Origin of the sequence: Solimonas aquatica (assembly GCF_900111015.1) — a bacterium.
In the GTDB taxonomy this organism is placed as follows: domain Bacteria; phylum Pseudomonadota; class Gammaproteobacteria; order Nevskiales; family Nevskiaceae; genus Solimonas; species Solimonas aquatica.
On record NZ_FOFS01000011.1, the window covers coordinates 162,060 to 181,527 of the forward strand.

At 64.4% G+C, this 19,468-nt stretch carries 21 protein-coding genes and 2 pseudogenes; 11 read left to right on the forward strand and 12 right to left on the reverse strand.

Annotated elements, in window-relative coordinates; genetic code table 11:
• Positions 1-38: 38 nt before the first annotated feature.
• Entirely contained in the window at positions 39-449 is a 411-nt protein-coding gene (locus BMY12_RS14530; protein ID WP_093287703.1) for a GFA family protein, read from the forward strand.
• A gap of 60 nt (positions 450-509) precedes the next feature.
• On the opposite strand, the gene trhO is transcribed toward BMY12_RS14530, so the two are convergent.
• The 3 genes and pseudogenes from trhO to BMY12_RS14545 form a co-directional block, all read right to left on the reverse strand.
• Positions 510-1,385 carry an oxygen-dependent tRNA uridine(34) hydroxylase TrhO gene (gene trhO / locus BMY12_RS14535; RefSeq protein ID WP_093287705.1) on the reverse strand — a complete coding sequence of 292 codons (876 nt, stop codon included), beginning with the start codon at positions 1,383-1,385 and terminating at the stop codon, positions 510-512.
• Positions 1,386-1,704: 319 nt separating this feature from the next.
• A pseudogene (locus tag BMY12_RS20920) lies at positions 1,705-1,839 on the reverse strand (tyrosine-type recombinase/integrase); the annotation flags it as partial.
• Positions 1,840-2,082: 243 nt separating this feature from the next.
• A complete protein-coding gene (locus tag BMY12_RS14545) occupies positions 2,083-2,355 on the reverse strand; it encodes a phage integrase N-terminal SAM-like domain-containing protein (RefSeq protein ID WP_093287708.1) in 273 nt (90 codons plus the stop codon).
• A 210-nt stretch (positions 2,356-2,565) separates the two neighbouring features.
• Between BMY12_RS14545 and BMY12_RS14550 the strand changes: the two genes are divergently transcribed.
• The 4 genes and pseudogenes from BMY12_RS14550 to BMY12_RS20040 all read left to right on the forward strand — a co-directional run bounded on the left by BMY12_RS14550 (position 2,566) and on the right by BMY12_RS20040 (position 5,544).
• The gene (locus BMY12_RS14550; RefSeq protein ID WP_093287710.1) at positions 2,566-3,099 is read left to right on the forward strand and encodes a hypothetical protein; all 534 of its coding nucleotides are present in this window, start codon (positions 2,566-2,568) and stop codon (positions 3,097-3,099) included.
• Between the two features lie 686 nt (positions 3,100-3,785).
• A pseudogene (locus BMY12_RS20520) lies at positions 3,786-4,453 on the forward strand (reverse transcriptase domain-containing protein); the annotation flags it as partial.
• An 84-nt stretch (positions 4,454-4,537) separates the two neighbouring features.
• Positions 4,538-4,924 (forward strand): group II intron maturase-specific domain-containing protein, encoded by a 387-nt coding sequence (locus tag BMY12_RS20695; RefSeq protein ID WP_245732542.1) that lies wholly within the window; start codon positions 4,538-4,540, stop codon positions 4,922-4,924.
• Positions 4,925-5,205: 281 nt separating this feature from the next.
• Positions 5,206-5,544: a hypothetical protein gene (locus BMY12_RS20040; protein ID WP_143068968.1), complete on the forward strand. Its 339-nt coding sequence runs from the start codon at positions 5,206-5,208 to the stop codon at positions 5,542-5,544.
• A gap of 141 nt (positions 5,545-5,685) precedes the next feature.
• Here the strand turns inward: BMY12_RS20040 and BMY12_RS14565 are convergent, their stop codons facing one another.
• The 6 genes from BMY12_RS14565 to BMY12_RS14590 all read right to left on the reverse strand — a co-directional run bounded on the left by BMY12_RS14565 (position 5,686) and on the right by BMY12_RS14590 (position 9,249).
• Positions 5,686-5,844 carry a rubredoxin gene (locus tag BMY12_RS14565; RefSeq protein ID WP_093287716.1) on the reverse strand — a complete coding sequence of 53 codons (159 nt, stop codon included), beginning with the start codon at positions 5,842-5,844 and terminating at the stop codon, positions 5,686-5,688.
• Between the two features lie 15 nt (positions 5,845-5,859).
• A complete protein-coding gene (locus BMY12_RS14570) occupies positions 5,860-6,738 on the reverse strand; it encodes a fatty acid desaturase (protein ID WP_093287718.1) in 879 nt (292 codons plus the stop codon).
• Positions 6,739-6,876: 138 nt separating this feature from the next.
• The gene (arsB, locus tag BMY12_RS14575) at positions 6,877-7,869 is read right to left on the reverse strand and encodes an ACR3 family arsenite efflux transporter (RefSeq protein ID WP_218140219.1); all 993 of its coding nucleotides are present in this window, start codon (positions 7,867-7,869) and stop codon (positions 6,877-6,879) included.
• A gap of 58 nt (positions 7,870-7,927) precedes the next feature.
• Positions 7,928-8,425, reverse strand: coding sequence for an arsenate reductase ArsC (locus BMY12_RS14580; RefSeq protein WP_093287723.1), 498 nt, complete (start codon positions 8,423-8,425; stop codon positions 7,928-7,930).
• A 30-nt stretch (positions 8,426-8,455) separates the two neighbouring features.
• Positions 8,456-8,911, reverse strand: coding sequence for an ArsI/CadI family heavy metal resistance metalloenzyme (locus tag BMY12_RS14585; protein WP_093287726.1), 456 nt, complete (start codon positions 8,909-8,911; stop codon positions 8,456-8,458).
• Between the two features lie 2 nt (positions 8,912-8,913).
• On the reverse strand, positions 8,914-9,249 hold the full coding sequence (locus BMY12_RS14590) for an ArsR/SmtB family transcription factor (protein ID WP_093287728.1): 336 nt from the start codon (positions 9,247-9,249) through the stop codon (positions 8,914-8,916).
• 210 nt (positions 9,250-9,459) lie between these two features.
• On the opposite strand from BMY12_RS14590, the gene BMY12_RS14595 reads away from it, so the two are divergent.
• Both BMY12_RS14595 and BMY12_RS14600 read left to right on the forward strand, forming a co-directional pair.
• Positions 9,460-9,834 carry a hypothetical protein gene (locus BMY12_RS14595; protein ID WP_143068969.1) on the forward strand — a complete coding sequence of 125 codons (375 nt, stop codon included), beginning with the start codon at positions 9,460-9,462 and terminating at the stop codon, positions 9,832-9,834.
• Entirely contained in the window at positions 9,831-11,066 is a 1,236-nt protein-coding gene (locus tag BMY12_RS14600; RefSeq protein WP_093287733.1) for a hypothetical protein, read from the forward strand. The genes BMY12_RS14595 and BMY12_RS14600 overlap by 4 nt, the downstream gene beginning before the upstream one ends.
• Before the next feature lie 7 nt (positions 11,067-11,073).
• Here the strand turns inward: BMY12_RS14600 and BMY12_RS14605 are convergent, their stop codons facing one another.
• On the reverse strand, positions 11,074-12,312 hold the full coding sequence (locus BMY12_RS14605; RefSeq protein WP_093287835.1) for an NADH:flavin oxidoreductase/NADH oxidase family protein: 1,239 nt from the start codon (positions 12,310-12,312) through the stop codon (positions 11,074-11,076).
• Between the two features lie 159 nt (positions 12,313-12,471).
• Here BMY12_RS14605 and BMY12_RS14610 point away from each other — a divergent pair, with 159 nt between their 5' ends.
• On the forward strand, positions 12,472-13,173 hold the full coding sequence (locus tag BMY12_RS14610; protein ID WP_177189013.1) for a YceI family protein: 702 nt from the start codon (positions 12,472-12,474) through the stop codon (positions 13,171-13,173).
• 56 nt (positions 13,174-13,229) lie between these two features.
• Here the strand turns inward: BMY12_RS14610 and BMY12_RS14615 are convergent, their stop codons facing one another.
• Together BMY12_RS14615 and BMY12_RS14620 are read right to left on the reverse strand one after the other, a co-directional pair.
• A complete protein-coding gene (locus BMY12_RS14615) occupies positions 13,230-14,336 on the reverse strand; it encodes an amidohydrolase family protein (protein WP_093287739.1) in 1,107 nt (368 codons plus the stop codon).
• Positions 14,337-14,377: 41 nt separating this feature from the next.
• Positions 14,378-15,490: a 3-ketosteroid-9-alpha-monooxygenase, oxygenase component gene (locus BMY12_RS14620; protein WP_093287741.1), complete on the reverse strand. Its 1,113-nt coding sequence runs from the start codon at positions 15,488-15,490 to the stop codon at positions 14,378-14,380.
• 320 nt (positions 15,491-15,810) lie between these two features.
• Here BMY12_RS14620 and BMY12_RS14625 point away from each other — a divergent pair, with 320 nt between their 5' ends.
• From BMY12_RS14625 to BMY12_RS14635, 3 genes are all read left to right on the forward strand, one after another.
• Positions 15,811-17,013: a flavin-dependent monooxygenase gene (locus BMY12_RS14625; protein ID WP_436278866.1), complete on the forward strand. Its 1,203-nt coding sequence runs from the start codon at positions 15,811-15,813 to the stop codon at positions 17,011-17,013.
• Positions 17,014-17,024: 11 nt separating this feature from the next.
• Positions 17,025-17,921: a VOC family protein gene (locus tag BMY12_RS14630; RefSeq protein ID WP_093287743.1), complete on the forward strand. Its 897-nt coding sequence runs from the start codon at positions 17,025-17,027 to the stop codon at positions 17,919-17,921.
• 85 nt (positions 17,922-18,006) lie between these two features.
• Positions 18,007-19,386: a cytochrome P450 gene (locus tag BMY12_RS14635; protein ID WP_093287745.1), complete on the forward strand. Its 1,380-nt coding sequence runs from the start codon at positions 18,007-18,009 to the stop codon at positions 19,384-19,386.
• The last annotated feature ends 82 nt before the right edge of the window (positions 19,387-19,468 follow it).

Sequence of the window (19,468 nt, forward strand, 5' to 3'; positions counted from 1 at the left end):
ACGATGAAATTCACGGGATATGCGCCTGGGGCCTGATCATGCACGACAGCCGACACACCGGTTCCTGCCTCTGCGGCGAGGTGCTCTTTGAAGTGCAAGGCGAGTTCGAGCGCTTCTATCTCTGCCACTGCAGCTACTGTCGCAAGGACAGCGGCTCGGCGCATGGCGCCAATCTCTTTTCATCCAGCGCCCGCCTGCGCTGGCTCAGCGGCGAGGATCGCGTCAGCGTCTTCACCTTGCCGGGCACGCGCCATGCCCGAGCCTTCTGCTCGCGCTGCGGCTCGGCGCTGCCGAGGCTGGCGGAACCCGGGCAGCTGGTGGTGCCAGCCGGCAGCCTGGACAGCCCGCTGCGCACGAGGCCCGACGCGCACCTGTTCATGGCCAGCAAGGCGGATTGGGATGAGGCGCTGGAGCACGTGCCAGGTCTGCCGGGTTTTCCGGCGTCTTGAGACAAGCGCCGCGCCGGCTGCAGAAACGCCGTGATCCCGCGCGAGCGGCAATCGGGCTTTTTAGGATTCGCGCTGCGACCGGCGCATGCGCAGCGCCGCGCGCCGCGCCTCGCTTTGCGTGTTCACGCAATGCGGGCAATGCAGGCCGGGTGCGTAATCCGGAGCGGACTGCTCCGCCAGTGACAGCGGCTGCCCGCAGGCTTCACACAGGCGCGTGCGCCCGGGGGTAAGGCCATGGCCCAGCGCCACGCGCTCGTCGAAGACATAGCACTCACCCTGCCAGCGGCTCTGCTCGGGCGGAATCTGCTCCAGGTATTTCAGAATGCCGCCGCGCAGGTGGTAGACGTTTTCGAAACCCTGCTCGCGCAGATAGGCCGTGGCCTTCTCGCAACGGATGCCGCCGGTGCAGAACATGGCAATCGGGCGCTGCTTCTGGGCGCTCAGCTGTTGATCCACGAAGGCTGGAAATTCGCGGAAGCTCTGCGTCTGCGGCGAAACGGCATTGCGAAACGTCCCGACCTTCACCTCATAGTCGTTGCGCGTGTCGATCAGCAGCACATCGGGCTGATCCAGCAGCGCATTCCACTGCGCCGGTTCCACATAAGTGCCCACCAGCTTGCGCGGGTCCACGCCCGGCTTGCCCATGGTCACGATCTCGCGCTTGAGCTTGATCTTCAGCCGCGCAAACGGCGGCGTGTCTGCAAACGACTCCTTGTGCTCCAGGCCGGCCAGCCGCGCGTCCGCGCGCAGATAGCCCAGCACCGCATCGATCCCCTCACGCGAGCCGGCGATGGTGCCATTGATGCCCTCGCTCGCCAGCAGCAGCGTGCCCTTCACCCCGGCCTGCGCACAGACCGCGCGCAGCGGTTCGCGCAGCGCAAGGTAATCGGGCAGGTCGGCGAAGTGGTAAAGGGCGGCGACGAGATGGGAAGGCATTGGCGGCGGAATGCGTAAGGCGCGGGATTGTAGTGTGAAGGCTTGTCCCGTGGATGGTATATGTGCCGCAGGGGCTATTCTGAAGCATGCCATCTGAGCAGATGCCCAATTCGGGATGCGGCCGCTGCGCGGCCGATGGAAACACGAACTGCCAGGCCCAGGATCTTGAGGCTGACGGATACTTGCGTTGCAAGCTTCCCGGCATCGGGACGTGGCCCGAACCGGCGAGCAGGTCTGCTTTGTGTAGTGCCAGCACCAGCGTCAGCTGAGCCTGCAGATCGGACCGCAATCGGTTGGGCAACACCGTCGTCCGATCCTTCGCCCCTTTCCCATTCCGGACCACGATGCAGTTCGATCCGAACTCCACATCCTTGATTCGCAGCGTTACGCACTCTGACACACGCAAACCCGATCCATACATCAACTGCGCCATGAGGAGCGTCGTTCCCCGCATCCTGGACAGCACTGCCTGAACCTCTTCCGGGGTCAGGACCACCGGCACCCGATGTCGCTTTTGCACCCTCCGCAGATTGGAAATCTCGCCTAGTGTCGTGAGTCAGAAGTTCCTTGATGAAGTCGCCGAGGATTTTTCGTGGCTGGCAAGGCGCGCCGACGAGGCATAGTGGTGACTATGGCGAGGAGGCGCAACGCCGCCAGACGCGAAAAAGACCGGCGAATTCGCATGCGAATTTCTGACTCACGACACTAGTGCTTGGCCCAGCACCGCGTCATAGAGGAATACGATGGCGTTCAGTGCTTGGGATTGCGTTGAAGCAGCCACTTGTCGAGCCACCGCCAGATCGTTCAGAAACGCCGCGACTTCAGTGGCCCCCATCTCCTGGGGATGCCGCTTGCCGTGGAACAGGATGAACCTGCGGATCCAGTGCCGGTACGACTCTTCAGTGCCAGGGCTTAGATGGCGGCGACGGCAGACGATTGAAACCTGCTCCAGCAGGCGAGGGGGCTGCAGACCCCATAAGCTTCACTCCTTGTGTGTGGTGGTAAAAGGCTTGATATTACGGACAAGATCGGAGACCCGGATAGGCGCCCGGACGATTAATTGTTATGCGGACACATCGAGGGAGCTCGGCATGCAATTCAGTGAGTTAGGACACCAGACCACTGTCATCTCGAATTCGGAATATACGGATGCCCGTCCGTTGATTAGCTGTTAGCCGTCATGAGCCAGGTCCGTCAGGTCGTCGTGCTGCTTGCGCTGCTCCTGGCTTCGATGTTTGCGTGTGCCCAAGAGCTTCCAGCCGGGTGGCGTCAGGCGTTGCCATCCGAAGTGGAGGACGAGGCAAGACAAGACTCTCCCACGCGCTACACGAAGGCAGAGGGCGACTTCAATGGCGACGGCATCAGTGACATCGCCCATGTACTAAAGAGTACACGCTTCAGTGGCGAGGCTTTGTGGGTCTGGCTATCAGAACCAAGCGGGGGCCATCGTTGGATTCAGATCGAACAGATCAAGTGGCCAAAGGAATACAGCTCAGTTGGCCTTGCTATGGCCATCGCCACGCAAGAACCTGGCGTTGTGACGTACGCCTGCTTTGACTCTGCGAGAGAATGCGACTTCCGTCCACCCAAAGGGCGGCCCAAGCTCAAATTGCGCGATACAAGCCTCGTCTACTTCAAGCCCGAAAGCGCAGCCTCGCTCTACTTCTGGAGCAACAAGCACTCACGTTTTCTGCGCGTATGGCTGAGCGACTGACGGCTAACCCTTCCATCGAGCGGACGTCTTACCGCCGGCTTCGCCGTCGGCAAGCCGCCGCTCATGTCGAACGTGTGTGCCGGGCATGGCCCGTGACGTGTGGGGTGCAAGTCCCCATTCCAGGCTTGCAGAGCCGAAGGAGAGGCGAACCGCAAGGGTCACCGTCGCGAGACGGGGTCTGAAAGAAGCGGAAGCCGAGGCGGGGTGGCGATGGACAAGAACTCGATATGAGGCGTGATGCATTCGGGACGAGCGGGCACGTGACCGCGAAGTCCTCTATCTGCGAGGGGATGCATTTTGTAAATCGAGCGTTTCATGCCGCGAACGTCATGGGTCTTACCCCGGGAGATCTGCACGGTGCTCAAGGACGAGCTGAGCCTTTCGAGAGGGAGGTGATCGCCGCGCAGAAGTCAGCAAAGGACGTAGTAGGCGCAACTGTCGGCGCTGAAGGTCCGCACGAAGGAGGATGAAGGGCGGTGGCGCGGCGACACGGGACGGCATCCGAACAGGCAGATGACACTGCATCCGGCGCGAATGCGCCGGAAGATGAACCCGTGGCGGGTACGCAACCGAATCCTGAATTCGAGCGTGTGACATCGCTGTTTGAGCGCGTGCTGGAGAAGGAAAACCTTCTGCAAGCGCTCCGGCAGGTCCGACGCAATCGTGGTGCCCCGGGCGTCGACGGCATGAGCGTCGATGAACTCTCCGGGTATCTGAAAGACCACTGGCTCGGCATCAAGGACGAACTGCTGCACGAACGCTACCGGCCGCAGGCGGTGAAGCGCGTCGAGATTCCCAAGCCGGACGGACGCCAGTGCAAGCTCGGAATTCCGACCGTGCTCGACCGTTTCATCCAACAGGCCATCAACCAAGTGCTGCAGCGCGTCTATGAGCCGATGTTTCACCCGCACAGCTACGGCTTCCGACCGGGACGCTCCGCGCATCAGGCGGTGCGTCACGCCCGGGCGCAAGTGAAGGCGGGATGGGGCTGGGTGGTGGACCTCGACCTTGCAGCCTTCTTTGATCGCGTGAACCATGATCGTCTGATGCACCGTCTTAAGCAGAAGATCGACGATCCGGCGCTGTTGCGCCTGATCGGGCGGTTCCTGCGAGCCGGCGTGCAGATCGGCGAACACGTGGAACCCACGAGAGAAGGCGTACCGCAAGGCGCCCGCTCTCCCCGCTGCTGGCCAACGTGGTACTTGACGAACTCGATCAGGAGCTTACCCGGCGCGGCCATCGCTTTGTCCGCTACGCCGACGACTGCAACGTCTTTGTGAGAAGCAAGTCGGCGGGAACGCGGGTGATGCAAAGCCTCCGGCGCTACCTTGAACGCACGCTACGGCTCAGCGTGAACGAGGCCAAGAGCGCTGTGGACCGGCCCTGGGAGCGCAAGTTTCTGGGGTTTACGCTGAGCCGCAAGGACAAGGCGATCAAGGTGGCCGACAAGGCCATTGCGACGCTGAAGGACAAAGTCCGGGCGATCAGCGTTCGCACACGAGGCCGTCGGCTGACCCAGATCATCGAAGAGCTAAGAGAACTCCTGCTTGGATGGAAAGCGTACTTCGGCATTGCCGAGGTGCAGAGCCCTCTGCGAGAACTGGACCAATGGGTGCGAAGGCGATTGCGATGCTACATCTGGAAGCAGTGGAACCGGTCCGGCTACCGGCAACTGAGAAAGCGCGGGGTTTCACGGAACTTGGCCTGGAACACGGCCAAGTCCGCGCATGGACCCTGGCGACTCTCGCAAAGTCCGGGGCTGACAATCGCACTGCCGAACCGTTACTTTACGGACCTGGGCTTGCCGACGCTGGAAGCACGATGAAATCCGCTTCAACACTTCGAACCGCCGTATGCGTGACGCGCATGTACGGTGGTGTGAGAGGGGGCGGGCCGTAAGGTCCGCCCCTATCTCGATTGAGGCTGTAGAAAAACACATAGCTCGAAAATCTCTACTGATAAATGCTCGCGACAGTCGCCTCAAATCAGTTTCATCGCACTCGGCTGGGCTTTGAGCGAACTGTCGCGAGCGAAAGTCAGGGCTGCGAGACCGATAGCCACGCGTTCCGAGTTTTTCTACAGCCTCGTTAGCGCCAAGAGCAGCGAATGAAAAATAGAAAGTCCACTCTCGCGGATCAGCTACCAGGCAGGCGCACCTCTTATCGTCAAGGTCGTCGTGGTCCGGCTGTCTTGGCAGCCGTTCTTCTTGCGGCAGCCAGCCTCGGCTACAAGGTCATCACAGATTTCCCAGGTGCAGAACTCAGCTTTTATTTCTTCGTGACCATAGCCATGGTGCTAGGAGGGGCTATTGGCGGTCACTTCAATAAGCGTGATAGCTCGTCAGGATACGGAGGCCATGAGGAAGAATCTCCAACCGCCGAGTTGGATCATCTGGGCGCAGATAGCAAAGGTGAAGGCAATGAAAAGTCTGACGGTCTGCGTTGACCAGAGCTTCAAGCCGACGAGCCGGTTCCGATAGAAACGGATGTCGAGAGTGAGGCCGCGCTCTGCCCTGTCGGAGTATGTACCATGCAAAGTACACGCGCGGCCTGCATGCGCGGCGCCATGCGGGCGTTTCGTCGCCCCTCAAATCTCCTCGAAGTCGTCCTTGGTCGCGCCGCACTCGGGGCACATCCAGTCGTCCGGCAGCTGTGCCAGAGGTGTTCCCGGCGGGATGCCCTGATCGGGCAGTCCCTTGGCTTCGTCATAGATGAACGAACAGAACCGGCATTGCCATTTCTTCATTGCAGGCTCCGGAGCTCAGGCGGCGGCACGGCCGATGGAAAAGGTGCGAACGAAGAACGGACGCTTGCTGAGATGGTATTCGCGGCGGGCGTTCCAGATCTTCAGCATCCGGTAGAAGGGCGCCGTCGGATACAGGTGGTGCACGAGGTGGTAGTTCTGATACGCCATCAGCGGCGTCAGCAGCCACTCCCAGCCGGCGCGGATGTTCGACGCCTGATACTCGTCCTGCTGCGAGGTGGCTTTGAACGGCGCGTGGGGCATGCAGATGAATACCGCCACGAACAGCGCGGAGCTGATCCGCGTCGGCAGCAGCCACAGCATCAGCATCTCCAGACCGTGGCCCGCATAGGTGCAGGCGCTCGCCACGGCGAGCACGAACAGGATCTGCACGATCAGCCGGCCCATGAATTTCTGGCGCATCGGCCCGGCCTGTTCGAGAAAGAAGCGGGTGTAGAAGTAGTCGAAGTTGAGCCAGCGCAGCGGCGTCAGCAGGTCGATCTTGTGGCCGAAGGCATCGGGATCCTTCACGTGATCGTTGGTGAAGCGGTGATGCTGCATGTGAATCCAGCGCGCGAGATTGAAAGGCGCCAGCGGTCCGAAGAACAGCATGCCGATGTGTCCGAAGGCTTCGTTCAGCCACTTGTTCCGGGAGATTGCGCCGTGCGACGAGTCGTGCACGACGCTGAACAGGAAGTAGATCGACAGGCCGTTGAGAATCGTGCCGGCCCACAGCGGGATACGGCCTGCCAGGGCGAAGTAGCTGGAGGTGGCGATGCCCGCCATGCTGGCCACGAACAGAATCGCGGTGGGCCAGGCGAAGCCGGGGGCTCGGGTCATTTCCCGGAAATGGGCGTCGGCCGGCGGCACGCGCGCCTGGGTTTGCTGATTTGCCATCTTGGGTCTCCTCATCATGGGTCGTGACATGCCAGCGGCGAAGCCACGAATTCATGCTAGGAGTGGCTTGCCGCCAGGCACCCAGACCTTGGTATGGCTGCACGTAGTTCCCGCAGACGCCAGCCCAAAACGTAAGACTTATTCCGGACGGCCTTCGGCGGCGGCTGTCGTGCCGTCTCGCAGCCGCAGCGCCACATGCACCAGCGCCAGCAGCACCGGCACTTCCACCAGCGGGCCGATCACGGTGGCGAAGGCCACCGGCGAGGCCAGGCCGAAGCTGGCGATGGCCACGGCGATCGCCAGTTCGAAGTTGTTGCTGGCGGCGGTGAAGGCGATGGCGGTGGTGCGCGGGTAGTCGGCCTGGATGTAGCGGCCCATCGCGTAGCTGAGCGCGAACATGATCAGGAAGTACAGGGCCAGCGGCGTCGCGATGCGCAGGGCGTCGAGCGGCAGCGCCAGCAGCTGTTCGCCCTTGAGGCTGAACATGGCGACGATGGTGAACAGCAGCGCGAGCAGGGTCAGCGGCGCGATGCGCGGCAGAAAGCGCGTCTCGTACCAGGCATCACCCTGGTACGCCCGCAGCAGTCGGCGGCTGAGGAAACCGGCGGCGAAGGGAATGCCCAGATAGATCAGCACCGCACGTGCCACGGTGAAGAAGCTCACCTGGATCACGCTGCCCTGCAGACCGAACAGCGGCGGCAGCACGCCGATGAAAAACCAGGCATAGAGGCTGAAGAAGGCAATCTGGAACAGCGAATTGAAGGCGACCAGGCCGGCGGCGTAGGCGCCGCTGCCGCAGGCGAGCTGGTTCCAGACCAGCACCATGGCGATGCAGCGCGCCAAGCCGATCAGGATCAGGCCGGTCATGTAGGCGGGCTCGTCGCGCAGGAAGATCAGCGCCAGCGCAAACATCAGAAACGGACCGATCAGCCAGTTCTGGATCAGCGACAGCAGCAGCACGCGCTTGTCCTGGAACACGCGCGGCAGTTCTTCGTAGCGCACGCGCGCCAGCGGCGGATACAGCATCACGATCAGGCCGATGGCGATCGGCAGTTCGGCGCCGAGCCCCAGGCGCGACAGCATCTGCGGCAGATCGCCCACGGTGACGGCCAGCGCCACGCCGGCGGCCATGGCCAGGAAGATCCACAGCGTGAGATAGCGGTCGAGAAAACCCAGGCGTGCGGGCCTCTCAGTCACGGCCGATGTCCTTCATGCGCTGCTGCAGGCGCATGCGCTCCAGGGTCTCCAGCGGCAGGCTGGCCAGCAGTTCGATGCGCCGGCGCAGCACGACGAAGGTGTCTTCGAAAGCCTTGCGCACTTCTTCGGGCGAGCCTTGCACGGCGGCCGGGTCCGGCATGCCCCAGTGCGCGCTCATCGGCTGCCCGGGCCAGTACGGGCACTGCTCGCCGGCGGCCTGATCGCAGACGGTGATGATGAAGTCCAGCTGCGGCGCGCCCGGCGCGGCGAACTCATCCCAGCTCTTGCTGCGCAGACCTTGCGTGGGCAGACCCTTGCGTTGCAGCAGCTCCAGCGCGGCGGGGTTCACCTCGCCGCGCGGCTTGCTGCCGGCGCTGTAGGCGATGAAGCGCGCGTTCGGCGCCAGATGATTGGCGATGGCCTCGCCGAGAATGGAGCGCGCGGAGTTGCCGGTGCAGAGAAACAGGATGTGGTAGCGACGGGTGTTCATCGTGGCCTGCGTTCAGTCGTGAGGAGGGCTTCAGCCGCAGCATTTCGGTCTGGTGGCCGCCGCCTGTGGCGGGCAGCACACGGACGCGGCCGGGCTGTCCTTCACCGCCGGCTCGCCGAACACCGGAATCTCGCCGAGGGTGTGAAAGGCCTCCCAGGCAATGCCGCTGGGATCTTCGATCCAGTGCTTGTCGGAGCGTGCATAGCAGCAGCTGGCGCCGGCTTCGTCGACGGCCGACAGCTCGGCGCGCTCGGCCTGTTCACGCATCAGGGCCAGCTCCTGTGCGCTGTCCACCTGAAAGCCCAGATGGTTGAGGCCGGTCTTGCCGCCGCGCTGCGAGATGGCGAAGTTGACGCGCGGATCTTCCAGCATCCACTTCGCGTAATCGTCCTTCACCACGGATGGCTGCATCGCAAACAGCTTGCTGTAGAAGCGCAGGCTGGCGGCGAGGTCTTCGACGGCGATGTGCACGTGAAAGCGTTTCATGTTCAGCACTCCTTGCAGGTCTTGGCCGGCGCGCAGGCCGCGTCGTTCTTGGCGCTGCCTTCGCAGCAGTGTTCGGTGAGATAGGCCAGCAGACCGTTCATGGCCTTGAAGTCCGGCGCGTAATACACGAAGCGGCCTTCCTGCCAGCACTTCAGCAGACCGGCGCTGCTCAGGCCCTTCAGGTGGAAGGACAGTGCATTGGGCGCGATCTTCAGGCGCTCGGCGATTTCGCCGGCCGCCATGCCGTCCGGGCCCTTGGCCACCAGCAGGCGGAAGATGCTCAGGCGCGAGGCCTGCGCCAGGGCGGCGAGTTTTTCGACGGCGGCATCGAGTTTCATGTTTCAATGATTATTGAAATGACGGGGCGCGTCAATCCCGGCCCCTGCGCTTTGCGCTACTTGTGACACGGCGCTCGCCTGCACGACGCCGGCTTGTGCAGAATGTGTCCTGTCGTTGCCCGGGTCGCGGCCGTCACGCATCGCCGACGGCGTTTTCTGCGGCATCCTGTCGTCGCGACCTCGTCCACGCTTGCTGAGATGGAGATCCGCATGCTCAAGACCATCACCGGCCCGGCCACGTTTTCCCTGAACGCCACCGACAGTTCCGCCTTCGTCGAGGCGCGCAGCGTGATCAAGACGCCCACGGAGACCGGGTATGACACCGTCGGCGAGCCCTTGCGCCTGTCCAACTTCGGCGCGCAGTCGCCGATGCCGGTGGCGCTGGCGCCGGGGCTCTACCGTGTGTTCGTGGAGTTCACCGTCATCGAGAACCAGAACGGCGGCCGTTACGACTACCGTTATGCGGTCAACGGCACGGACCTGTTCACCAGCCATGGTGACGTCAACACCAGCGCCGATCCGCACGACACCCGTGTCGCGCAGCAGGACTTTCTGCTGGTGGTGAAACCGGCGGGGCAGTCATGAGCCGGCTGAGCCGCGTGCTCTGCCTGGCGGCGGCGCTGCTGTGCGCGCCGTCGCTGCGCGCCGCGGAGCAGGCGCCGGACTGGGTGCAGATCTTCGAGGAAGCCAGCCATGTCACCGACTGGAAAGACCTGTTGGCCGACACGGCTTCCGGTTCGGTGTCGGCCGCCAGCCTGCTGGGTATTTCCGGCGAGTCGGTGACGCCGGTGGAAAACCTCCGCGACGTGGTGCTGGGTCTGCAGGGGCTGGGCAGCGGCGGTGATCGGGGCACGCTGGCCCTGTCGGTGACGCCGGGCCGCACCGGCATCGCGCCGGTGCCGTATGCAAGTTACCGGCGCTCGGCGCTGGCGCGGCTGTGGGCGGCGACCACTTTCGCCTATGCGCAGGGCGATGCCGACATCGAGGAGAAAAGTTTTGCGCGCCGCGCGCTGTCGGTGGAAACCAGTCTGGTGCTGCACGAGGGCGACGACGAGCTGGTGATCATCGGCGACACGCTGAAAAATCCCCGGGGCACCGAGTGCGATGTCGATCAGCTCGACGATGTGCAGGCGGCGCGCAAGGTGTACGAGCAGGCGCGCGAAGCGCAGCAGCATGAGGCCGATCTGGCAATGGCCAAGGCCATCGCGCAAGGACACTATCCGCCCGGCACCGAACCGCAGCCGGTGACGGTGGTGATGCAGGAGAACGCGCTGTCGCAGGCCAAGCAGGCGCACTACAAGGCCTGCTTCGACCAGGCCTTGAAGCGGGTGCGCTGGAACCGCTCGCGGCTGGCGCTGATGTACGGAACCGGCTGGATCAAGCCCGCCAGCGGCGGCGGTCGTCAGGAAGGCCTGGGCCAGACGCTGGTGGTTTCATTGAATTACGGCTTCGAGTCGCTGCCCTCGCTGCGCGAGCGGCTGGGCCTGATGCTCACTTACCGTCAGACCTGGGCCGAACCGGTGCTCAGCTCGCTGGCGGCCGGCACGCCCGACAGGAAAAGCAGCGCGCTGCTGATCGGGCAGCTGGCCGGCGGCAACAGCCGCATCCGCGCGCTGGCCCAGTTCAGCAACGCCCGCAGCCGGGACATCACCGCCTCGCAGCGGGCGTTCAAGGAGGCGGCGGGCCTGGACCTGCGCGTGCGCGAAGGGCTGTGGCTGAATCTGCGCGTCGGCCGCCAGCGTGCGGTCGGCGGCGACAGCAATGAAACCGGCTCCCTGCTGAGCCTCAGCTACAGCCCCTCGGCACTGCTCAAGTAGCGCGGACTCAGCGCGCGCGCAGGCGCTGCGGCCGTCCGCGTCCGGCGAACATCAGCTTGACCATGGTCTTGGCCATCAGCCAGCGCGTGGAGATGCCCGGATCAGGCGCCTCGCCGCGCGCGATGCGCTTCATCTGATCGGCGTACCAGGAAATCTCCACCATGCCGGAGTCGTCGATCATGCGCAGGCCCGTGCGGCGCAGGCTGATCTTCTGCGCCGGGTCCTGGCCGGCAAGCAGACGCCGCGGCGCATCGGTCTCCACCGCCAGCAGCCGCGCCAGGCCCACGAGATCCACGGCGCCGCTGGCCACGGCCTGCTGCATGCCGGCAAAGCTGCGGAAACCGCCGGTGACGATCAGGGGCACGCTCACCAGCTTGCGCGCCTGCTCGGCGAAGTCCAGGAAGTAAGCCTCGCGCTGGCGCGTGCTTTCCTTCAGGCCGGCCATCTCGGGCGCTTCATAGGTGCCGCCGGAAATTTCGATGCAGTCGATGCCGGCCTCGGCCAGGGCGCGGATGGTGTCCAGCGATTCGGTTTCGGTGAAGCCGCCGCGCTGGAAGTCCGCCGAGTTGAGCTTGATGCCGATGGGGAAGTCCGGCCCCACCTGTTCGCGCATGGCCTTGAGCACGGCGAGCACGAAGCGGCGGCGGTTCCCGGCGCTGCCGCCCCACTGGTCCTGGCGCTGGTTGTGATGCGGCGAAAGGAACTGGCTGACCAGATAGCCATGCGCGCCGTGAATCTGCACGCCGGAGAAGCCGGCGGCCTTGACGATGCGCGCGGCATTGGCAAAGCGCGCGATGATGTCCAGCACCTCCTCGTCGCGCAGCGCGCGCGGCGTGGCGAACATGGCCTGCATGTCCTTGCGAAACGGAATGGCCGAGGGTGACACGGTTTCCGCGTTCAGGCCCTTGGGCGACTGCTTGCCGGGATGGTTGAGCTGCACCCAGCACTGCATGCCATTGCGCGTGGCGGCGCTGGCCCAGGCCTTGAGCTGCGGCAGATGGCGCTCGTCCTCGATCACCACATTGCCGGGCTCGCCCAGGGCGCGGGCGTCGATCATGACGTTGCCGGTGATGCACAGGCCCAGGCCGCCGTCGGCCCAGGCGCCGTAGAGCTTGGCCAGTTCCGGCTTGGGGCCGCCGTCCTCGTCGCCCATGGTTTCGCTCATGGCGGATTTGCAGATGCGGTTCTTGATCACACTGCCATTGGGCAGGGTGAAGGGCGCGGCGAGCGCGTTGGGCTGTGACACGGTCAAGGTTCCCCTGGGTTGTTTGCTTCAGGCGCCGCCCGCCGGACTTCAGACCGGGGCCGCGCCGCGCCAGCATAACCGAGACTGCGATGCACAGACCCCAGCCCCTTCCCGCGCGCCGCTTGCCCGCCTCGCCCGCGGCGCGGCATGCTGTCCCACATGCACCCGAAAATCTCTCTCTGCGCCCCGCTGCTGCTCGCCGCCGCACTCTGTGCCTGTCAGTCGAACGCGCCGCGCGAAGGCCAGCGGCCGCCGGCCCAGCCTTACCGCGAAAACCTCGGCAGCGGCACGCTGTACATGCTGGACCCTTCGGCGTCCAAGACCCTCATCTACGTCTTCCGTGGCGGCGCGGCGGCCTCGCGCGGGCACAATCATGTGCTCAATGCCCCCAGCTTCGAAGGTCGCGTGCTGCTGGCCGGCGAAGAGGCGGCCAAGGCCAGCTTCTCGCTGTGCTTCCGCTTCGATCAGCTGCAGCTGGACTGGGACGCGCTACGCAGCAGCGTGGGCGGCAACTTCAGCACGCCGCGCAGCGAGCAGGACATCGCCGACACCCGCCGCAACATGCTCAAGTCCCTGGACGCCGGGCAGTATCCGGAGCTGGTGATCAATTCCGTGCGCATCGCCGGCGACTGGCCGGTGCTGATCGCCGATGTCGACGTCAGCCTGCACGGTGTTTCGCACCGGCAGACCGTGATGCTCAAGGTGCAGCACAGCGACGATCAGCTGGTGGCGGATGGCCAGCTGGTGCTGCGGCAGAGTGATTTCGGCATCAAGCCGCTGTCCGTGCTCGGCGGCCTGCTGGCGGTGCAGGACGAGATCGCCGTGGAGTTCGAGCTGGTGGGCAATCGCATCGGCAACTGAAGCGCCACGGCACGAGACCCTTGTGCGCGGGTCTCGTGCCGTGCGGCGGCGCCGGCTTACTTCAGGCCGAAAGTGCGCAGGCCGTTTTCCGAGGTGATCTTGCGGCGGTCGGCGTCGGGAATGCCGGCTTCCTTGAACTGGCTGAGCACCTGCCGCTGCGAGTTGGGCCAGCAGGTGGCCGGATGCGGGAAGTCCGTGGACCAGTACAGGCAGTCGGCGCCGAAGTAGTCGTAGGCGGCCTTCAGTCCCATGGGTTCGTACATGAAGGTGGCGCCGCACTGCGCGCGGAAGGTTTCCGAAGGCGGACGCTTCACGCCCGGGAACTCGTAGTGCTGGTGCATGCGCGGATCGAGCAGGGTTTCAAAGAACCAGGGCAGCCAGCCCAGACCGGGCTCCACGAACAGCACCTTCATCTTCGGATACTTCTCCAGCGTGCCGGTGAGTATCCACATGCTGATGCTCTCGGCCATCGGCGCCCAGGCCAGGCCGGTGAAGATGCCCTTCTGCGGCGTCGGGTCGCGGCGGAACACGTTCCACAGCTCGGCCTTCAGATCGAGATGGTTGAGCACGGTCAGGCCGGTTTCCTCGATGGTCTTCCACAGCGGCACATAGCGCTCGTCGTAGACGTCGGGCAGGCCGTAGTCGGCGGGGAAGGGCGTGACCTGCACGCAGCGCGCCTTCTTGTCGCGCGCCAGGCGCTGCACTTCCTTCACCGCGAACTCGATGTCGTACAGCGGCAGCTGATAGGCCGTCATCAGGCGCAGCGGATCGTGGCTGGCGAAATCGGCCATGGCATTGTTGTAGCCCTGGAACACTTCCTTCCAGTCGCTGCCCATCAGGCTCGGGTTGACGATCTTGGCGCCGGCCAGCTCGGGGAAGATCACTTCCGCGTAGACGCCGTCCAGGTCCATGGCCTTGAGCTTGCCTTCCGGATTGAAATGGCCCGGGTCCTTGGACGCTTCCGGATCGACGAAATCCTCCAGCTCCAGATTCTTCTGCCCGCCGCGCAGCACCTTGGCGGCATATTCCTCGGCCTTGCGGTTGGCCTCGTCCCAGACTGCGTGCAGCTCGCGGCGCAGGCGCGCTTTGATCCAGTCGTCGGTGAAATGCACATGCGAATCGACCGAGACCAGTCGCTCATGAACGGCTTGTGTGGCGGACATCGTGATTACTCCAGTCATGCGGGGTTTGAAGAGCGGAACGTTCAGCCGGAAAACGCGTGCCGCAGCGCAGGCGCCGGCGTGTTCAGGCCGAGATTGATTTCCACGACGCGGCGCTGGCCGAGCTGCGCCGGCACGGCTTCGACGTCCTTGTAGAACTGTGCGTACCAGTCGCGCAGCTGGCGGATCGGACCGTCGCCGGCGCAAAGCAGCGGATTGTCCACGCGCACCTTGTTGTGCCAGACCGCCACGTCTTCGGTGAAGGCCTGAATGCTCAGATCCACGTAGTGCTTGATCATCGCCTGGTTCTGAGCCTCGCTCAGCGCCGGGATGCGCTTGACCATCACGCCGAAGCCGAGCTGGAAGTGCGACTGGTCGATCGGCAGGTTGGTGACCAGCAGAATCGATTCCACGGGCATGCCATCGGCTTCGCCACTCATGCGGCAGATCAGGCAGGCCGGACCGAAATAAGTGGCCACGGTGGTGAGGTGATTGCGCGTGCCGCCGAGACGTTCGTTGATGCCCACCATCACCTGCGTGGCACGATGGCCCTCGAAGATGTTGGCGAAGTACTTGACGTTCGACGAGCCGTGCACCGGACCGAAGTGTGCGAGGTCGGCAAGATTGTCCACCAGCTCGCGGCAGTTGTTGTTGATGACCCAGTGCGACAGCGACCAGTCCGACCAGTCCGGCGTGCCGTACTCCGCCAGCTGCGGCATGTCCTGCTCCGGCGGCGGCAGCTGGCCCTGTTCGTCGTTCCAGATGAACAGCAGGCCATTGCGCTGCTGCAGCGGCCAGCTGCGCACGCGTGCCTTCGGCGGAATGGTCTTGCTGTAGGGGATGTGTTCGCAGGCGCCTTCGCCGCCGAAGGCCCAGCCATGGAAACGGCAGACCACGCGATTGCCTTCGACATGGCCGATGCCCAGATCGGCGCCCATGTGCGGGCACCAGGCCGACAGCGCACGCAAGCGCTGGTCGGCGCCCTTGAACACCACGATGCGCGTGCCGAAGGCATTGAGGCTGTGCGGCTTGCCATCGTCGAAACCGCAGCTCAGGCCCAGGCAATGCCAGCCGCGCGCGTAGCGATCCGGCAGCGGTGCGGCTTCGATCTGATAAGGGCTCTTGTTCGCATTCGATGCGCGAAGTGCAGAGGCCATGTTGGAACTCCGTTGTTGGCGTGGTGAGCAATGTCCGGCGTAGGGGGCGGCGGCATCCTCCTCCGTTCGAGTGAGTTGGCGTTTTTGGGGCTTGATCCAGATCAATGAAATGCACGGCGGCTTTGCCGTATTCGCGCAGGCGCTCGCGCGGCATCGAAAAAAATCAATTCACGACAAGCGTTTGTGAACGTCGTCCACGGGGCTTCGCAGCTTTTCGGCAAAACCGCGGTACTCACTTCGGATGAGTCCAGGCAGCAGCGCTGCGGAGATAAGTACCACGCCTCGCCGAATGGAGAACTTGTGTGAACAGCACCCTGACGATTGCCAAGCCCGCGACTGCCGATGCCGACGACATCCCGACGCCACAGCTCCTGCTGCAACGCGCCCGCGCCCTGTTGCCGGCGCTGAGCCAGCGCGCCGAACAGGCCGCGCGTCAGCGCCGCGTGCCGGAGCAGACCGTGGAGGATCTGCGTCGCGCCGGCCTGTTCCGCGTGCTGCAGGCCAGGCGCTATGGCGGCTACGAAATGCCGCCGGAGGTGTTCTACGAAATCCAGATGACGCTGGCGCGCGCCTGCATGTCCACGGCCTGGATCTACGGCGTGATCGCCGTGCACAACTGGCAGATGGCCCTGCTCGATGATCGCGCCAGCCAGGAGGTGTGGGCGCGCGATCCCTCGGCGCTGATCGCTTCCAGCTACATGCCAAAAGGGCAGGTCACACGCGTGGACGGCGGCTTTCGCTTCAGCGGCCGCTGGGGCTATTCCAGCGGCATCGACCATTGCCAGTGGGTGCTGCTCGGTGGCCTGGTGCCGGCGCTGCGCGAGGGCGAGCCGCCGGAGTACCGCACCTTCCTGCTGCCGCGCCGCGACATCGAGGTGCTCGACACCTGGGACACCATGGGCCTGCGTGCCACCGGCAGTCACGATGTGCTGGTGCGCGATGCCTTCGTGCCCGAGCATCGCACGCACAGATCGGCGGATGGTTTCGCCGGCACCAGTCCGGGACTGGCGATCAACAGCGCGCCGCTGTATCGCCTGCCGTTCGGACAGATCTTCGTGCGCGCGGTTTCGTCTTCGGCCATCGGTGCGCTGCAGGGCGCGCTGGAGGTGTTCCGCGATTTCGCCGGCGAGCGGGTGGGCGACATGGGCACGCGCACGGCCGAGCAGGGCTCGGTGCAGGTCGCGGTGGCCGAGACCGCCGCCGCCATCGACGAGATGAAGCTGGTGCTGCAGCGCAATTTCGCGCAGCTGATGGATGCGGCCGAGCGCGGCGTCGCGATGGATATCGAAACGCGGCTGCACTACCGCTATCAGGCTGCCAGCGTGGTGGAGCGTTGCGCGCAGCTGGTGTACCGCCTGTTCGTGAGCTCCGGCGCGCGTGGTCTGTTCAACGACAATCCGCTGGTGCGCCACTTCCTGGACATCCACGCCGGGCGCACGCACTACGCCAACAATCCGGATCTGTTCGCCCGCAACTACGGCGGCGTGCTGCTCGGGCGCGCCAACACCGACTTCTTCATCTGAAGGGTGCGCGCATGATTCGCATCGAACAGCTCGCTTACATCGTCGCGCAGTGCCGGCAGGTGTCGCGCTGGCGTCCGTTTGCCGAAGAGGTGCTGGGCATGGCGACCGCGCCGGCGGCCGATGGTGCGCTCTACGTGAAGATGGATGAGCGCGCCTTCCGCTTTCTGATCGAGCCGGGTGCGGACGACCGTTATCTGGCCTCCGGCTGGCAGCTGGCCGACGAAGCCGCCTTTGAAGCTGCCGCCCGGAGTCTGCAAGCGGCGGGTGTGGCGCATGAGCGTGCCACGCCGGCGCTGTGCGCCGCGCGCAAGGTGCAGGGCATGCTGCTGCTGCGTGATCCCTCCGGCAACCGTCACGAACTGGTCTGGGGCTTTCAGTCCGACTTCAGCCGCTTCGTCTCGCCGCAGGGCGTGCCGGGCTTCGTGACGGGCGCGCTGGGCATGGGCCATACCGTGCTGCCGGCGCCGGACTTCGATGCCACCTGGCGTTTTGCGCAGCAGGTGCTCGGCTTCGGCCTCGCGGATCTGTACCGGCACCGCTATACGCAGGACCCGCAGGAGCCGCTGAAGCGCATCTACTTCACGCACTGTGCCAACGGCCGCCATCACAGCCTCGCGCTATACGAGGGCGAAGTGCCCAGCGGCTGCGTGCACGCGATGGTGGAGGTCGCCAGCATGGACGAGGTGGGCCGTGCCTACGACCGCATGTTGCGTCATGGCGTGAAGCTGATGGCGACGCTGGGCCGCCACGTCAACGACCAGATGATTTCCTTCTACATGCTCACGCCCTCCGGCTTTGCGCTGGAGTTCGGCTGCGGCGGCGCCGTGATCGACTGGACGCGGCACAGCGTGTTCGAAGCCACCGCCGTCAGCCAGTGGGGCCACGACTTCTCGGTCGGCTTCGGCTGAAACGCCGCGCACGACCTGCGCCAGAACCCTCGCATCAGCACCTCGTTTCATTCTTGTCCATTCCTTCATCCCAAGAGGCCCGCACATGAACACTGCCGCCCATCAGGCTCCTCCGCAGCACGCGCTTGTCCGCACGCCCACCGTTCCCGGCTGGCCACTGATCGGCTGTCTGCCGGCGCTGGCCAAGGACCCGGCGCAGTTTTTCGTGGATTGTTACCGCAAGTACGGTCCGGTGTTCCGCATGAATGTGCTGGGCCGTCCTTACGTGGCCATCGCCGGCATCGAGGCGGCGAACTTTCTGGGCACGCGTGCCGGCAAGGACAGCCTGCGCTCGAAGGAATTCTGGGAAGGTCTGGTCAAGGAGTACGGCGCCACGCGCGTGCTTACCGGCGAGGACGGTGAATCACACAAGGAGCTGCGCGACATCATGCGCCACGGCTATTCCAAGGATGCCTTGAAGGGCCGTTATGAGCAGCTGGTGCAACTCACCCGGCGCGCCATCGAACGCGACTGGCCGCTGCAGCGAAGCGTGCCGGTGGTGGAGGCCATGCAGTACATGGTGACCGAACAGCTGGGCACCATCGTCACCGGTTCGGCGCCGCTGGAATACATCCAGGACATCCGCACCATGATTCTCTACATCCTCAATGTGCTGGTGACGCGGCAGCGGCCGATGATTCTGCTCAAGGACCCGCGCTACAAGAAAGCCAAGGCGCGCGTCTTCGAGCTGGGCGAGAAGATGATCCGCGATGTCGCGGCGCGCGCCGGCAAGATTCCCGAAGACCAGCGGATTCTGGTCGACGATATCTACGAGGCACATCTGAAGACGCCGCAGATCATGCCCGCCTCGGATCTGATCGTCTCGCTGACCGGGCCCTATGTCGCCGGTCTGGACACCGTGGCCAACACCACGGCGGCGATTCTGTACACCGTGCTCAAGCATCCCGAGGTCAAGGCGCGTGTGCTGCAGGAAGTGGACACGCTGTTCGCCGAAGGCAATCTGGAGAACGGTGATCTGCTCAAGCGCATTCCCGCGCTGCAGGGCGCGGTGATGGAAACCATGCGCCTGTATCCGATTGCGGTGGCGCAGATGCGCACCGCCACCCGCGACTTCGTGTTCGAAGGCCATCTGATCCGCAAGGGCGAGATGGTGTACATCGCCACTTCGGTGCCGCACTTCATGGCCGAGTATTTTCCGGACCCGAAGCGTTTCGACATCGACCGCTACAGCAAGGCGCGCGCGGAGCACATGCAGTCCGGCGCCTACTCACCCTTCGGTCGTGGTCCGCATACCTGTCTGGGCAAGAGCGCGGCGGAGATTCTGCTGCCGCTGACCATGGCCTGTCTGTTCCATCGCCTGGATCTGGAACTGGACCCGCCCGGCTATGTGCTGAAGACCAAGACCGCGCCGACGCCGGGGCCGGCCATGGACTTCAAGGTCCGCGTGAAGGGCTACCGGCACTGAGTGGTCCGTGCCGGTCCGCCAACAAAAAATGCTCCCGGTGATCCGGGAGCATTCTGCTTCTGGCGTCGCTGCGCAGGCCTAG